The sequence below is a fragment of the Nonlabens dokdonensis genome (assembly GCF_002162835.1).
GTDB classification, from domain to species: Bacteria; Bacteroidota; Bacteroidia; order Flavobacteriales; family Flavobacteriaceae; genus Nonlabens; species Nonlabens dokdonensis_B.
In genome coordinates, this window is the sequence record NZ_MAAX01000068.1 from 1 (window position 1) to 3,825 (window position 3,825).

2 protein-coding genes and 1 pseudogene are annotated in these 3,825 nt (G+C 32.9%); 1 reads left to right on the forward strand and 2 read right to left on the reverse strand.

Annotated features, from left to right (window positions below; all coding sequences use genetic code 11):
* Positions 1–106: 106 nt before the first annotated feature.
* A complete protein-coding gene (lpxK, locus tag A9Q93_RS04005; protein WP_303686085.1) occupies positions 107–1,075 on the forward strand; it encodes a tetraacyldisaccharide 4'-kinase in 969 nt (322 codons plus the stop codon).
* On the opposite strand, the gene A9Q93_RS04010 is transcribed toward lpxK, so the two are convergent.
* Together A9Q93_RS04010 and A9Q93_RS04015 are read right to left on the reverse strand one after the other, a co-directional pair.
* Positions 1,070–3,388 (reverse strand): ATP-binding protein, encoded by a 2,319-nt coding sequence (locus tag A9Q93_RS04010; RefSeq protein WP_303686086.1) that lies wholly within the window; start codon positions 3,386–3,388, stop codon positions 1,070–1,072. The genes lpxK and A9Q93_RS04010 overlap by 6 nt on opposite strands.
* Before the next feature lie 129 nt (positions 3,389–3,517).
* A pseudogene (locus A9Q93_RS04015) lies at positions 3,518–3,825 on the reverse strand (type I glyceraldehyde-3-phosphate dehydrogenase); the annotation flags it as partial.

Consider the following 3,825-nt stretch of genomic DNA (forward strand, 5'->3'; position numbering starts at 1 on the left):
TCGGCATAATGTCGAGGAGCGAGTAATTCTAATTGAGAGATAACATCTTTAATTTTCATAATAAGGGTATTCAAGTCTGTTGTAAAATTAACTTACTTTTGAACTCATGCAAGAATTACGTCTCTTATTATATCCATTTTCAGTTCTATATGATGGGATCACTTCCCTGCGCAATTGGGCTTTTGATCTGGGAATAATGGATCAAAAACAATTTGAGATACCTATAATTGCGGTGGGTAATTTGAGTACTGGTGGAACAGGAAAAACACCCATGATAGAATATTTAATTAGAGTTCATTCTGATAAAAAAGTAGCAGTCTTAAGTCGTGGTTATGGTAGAAAAACGACTGGTTACATAGAACTGAATGAACAGGATTCACCAGAGCGAGTAGGAGATGAGCCGTTGCAAATTAAAATGAAATTCAGGGATGCGATAGTGAGCGCCGTGTGTGAGAAACGCGTGGATGGAATAAACAGTTTGCTTAAAAATCATGACTTAGACATTATACTTCTTGATGACGCTTATCAACATAGACATGTAAAAGCTAGTCATTACATACTGTTAACAAGTTATGACAAGCTCTATGTTGATGATTACATTTTACCAGCAGGAAACCTACGAGAGTCTTCAAGAGGTGCTAAAAGAGCAAACACAGTCATTGTTACAAAGTGTCCTGTAGACTTATCACTGGTAGATCGCGAGAAGATAGCAAGCAAATTAAAACTAAGCTCATCACAAAGTTTATATTTTTCTACTATTCGATATGATAATTATATTCACAATGAGGAACGGGCGATAGCCTTGAATAGTTTAAAAGATCAGGCTGTAACTATAGTAACAGGAATCGCAAAGCCACAAACGTTTGTGCAGCATCTATCTCAGTTTGTTACTGTAACACATTTACAGTTTAAGGATCATCATTACTTCTCAAATGAAGAAATTACAATGTTCAGAACTAAAAGTTTAATAATAACTACAGAGAAAGACTACATAAGATTGAAACAGTACCGTCTGGAGAATGTATATTATTTACCTATAAGAACAAGCTTCATAGATGCTAAGCCTCAACTATAATACTTCAAAATTTGTAAAAGCTTTTTGAATTTTCTCAAAAAACTCTTCAATTTTAAACGGTTTAGGAATAATATCATCAAAACCTATTTCATAAAAGTCTTTTTCTGACTCACTCAAAGTCACAGCGGTAAGTGCTATAATAGGTATCTCGGGATCAAAAGATCTAATGTTTTTAGTAGCTTCTTTACCGTCCATAATAGGCATGTGAATATCCATTAAGATCAAATCATAATTGGTACTTTTCACTGCTTCTACAGCCTCAAGTCCGTTATTTGCTACGTCACAAGAAAATTTCTTAGATTCTAGAATTTTCCTAGTGATCATTTGATTGATTTTATTGTCCTCTACTACAAGTATTAACTTATTTGATAGTTCTGCAGGAGTAGCTTGTTTTGTGCTTATTACCTCTTCTTTATGTGAAGGAACTTCCATTTTAGGTTCGTTCACTTCGTCAATTTTATTTTCACTTACAGGAATTGTTTTAGTATGATCCTCGATGGAAAGTTTTCTTTTATTTGGTTTATGAGAGGTTTTGGTACTTCTTTTTGAAAACTGGTTCTCATCAAAGAATTTATTAGTATCTGGTACATCAAACCATATTTCAAAAGAAAATTTACTACCACTTCCTACCTCACTATTGAGAATAATTTCACTACCCATTAAAGTGACAAGGTTTTTAACAATTGCCAAACCTAAACCGGTGCCTCCATATTCTCGAGTAGTACTACTACCTTCTTGTGTGAAGTTTTCAAAAATAGCTTGTTGCTTCTCTTCTGATATTCCTTTACCATTATCTTCTATCTCAAAATGTACTAAACACTTATCAGCAGTGGAGCTTTTATTATTTACTCTTACATAAATATCACCGTCTTTAGTGAATTTGATAGCGTTGCCTATCAGATTAATAAGTATTTGAGAAATCTTCACAGGATCTCCCTGCAGCCTAGCAGGAATAGAGTTGTCATACTCGATGTGTAAGTTGTTATTCTGGTCTGTAGCCTGACCTTTAAGTGAAGATCCTATGTCATGTACTCTTTTACTTAAATCAAATGGAATTGCTTCGAGCTCTACTTTATTTGCCTCTAATTTGTTAAAGTCAAGTATGTTGTCAATAAGAGATAAAAGGTATTCTCCAGATGATTGTAAAGTTTCTAGATGTTCTTTCTGATCATTTCTAGGCTTAGTATCTAATAATAAATGTGTTAATCCAGTAACTGCATAAAGTGGTGTTCTTAATTCATGTGTAATTGTAGAAAGAAAGTCGGCTTTAATTTTTGCAGCATCCTTAGCTCTGTCCCTTTCATCAATCAATGCAGAGTTTTTATCTTCTAAAACATTATTACTTTTTGCCCTTAATTTATTGTTTTTGAATAGTGATAAAGTAAGTAACGATAATAGGGTGATAAATACACAAAGTAAGATATAACTGGTATCTACTCCTCTTAGTTCTTTAGTCTTTTCGGTATTTGACGCTAGTAAGGCTTCATTTTCTTTTCTTAATTTTTCAATTTCGATATTATTAGCAGTGGCTTGTATAGCAGTTGTTTCTGAACCAGTTAGTTCTGTATATTTTTCTAAATAATAAATACTTTCTTTAAATTGTTCATCTAATTTTAATAGCTGAGAATATCTTAAATAGGCATTTTTGAGAATGTGACTGAAGTTGTATTTCTCTGCCAGAGCGATACAATTTGTTAAGATGCTTGTTGCATCATTATAATCTCCATTTTCTATGTAGACTTCTGCTACGTCATGTTGTGCTCTTGAGGCATAGTAATACTGCTTATTCTCTAAGAAAATAGGTATTAAAGTAGTAAGAGTTTCTTTGGCAGATGTGTAATTTTTTATTTTAAGGTCCAACTCTGCCTTACGCAATTTCAATAATACCTCTAGTTTTTCATTAGGTGTTTGCGTGAGTATGATTTGAGCATCAGATATAGCGTCTTTAGCAAGTATTAAATCATTTGATTGTATAAGTAAATCTGCTTTTAATAACAATAATTGAGCAAATTCTTGCGAACTATTATCTAAAGTAGATGATAGTCTTTTGATAGCTTCTTCTGCTTTAGAAAGCTGTCTGGTATTTTGATAGTATGAAATCCTAACCATCTCCGTTTGTGAATGGATGATGGAATCTTTTGCGATTTCTGAAGCACTGTTGATTAGGACATTAGCCTTACTGTAATCTGCGCTTTGAAGAGCAATATGCGCTTTTTCTAAAATAGCGTCAACTGCAATTTGCTGGCTAGAAGTAGATACAGTATCACTCTGGCCAAAGGAGCTTATGGAAACTCCTAACAGCAATACAAGCACAAATATTTTATGTAACAGCCTTAAAGACACTTTCTAATGTTAATAAACAAATATATCTTTTGTAAATGAAAAATCACTAAATAAACAAGATTATCCATTTCAACATACCGTTTATCGATGTTTTTTAACTTATCTTTTTAGATTGTTTAATTTATTAGCGTATAATACTATATCTCTTAAACGGTTTGAATAACCGCTTTCATTATCATACCATCCTATAATCTTTACCATTTTACCTATGACACTTGTCATTTCAGCATCATAAATACAAGAAAAAGGACTACCAGAAATATCAATGGAGACTAATGGCGTGTTTGTGTAGGAAAATATGTTAGGATTCGCTTTCGCGAAAGCGAAAAAAGCTTCATTCACCTGATCAATAGTAATGTGCTTTTTTACATTAATAGTCATATCAGTAAGGCTACCGTTAGGAACAG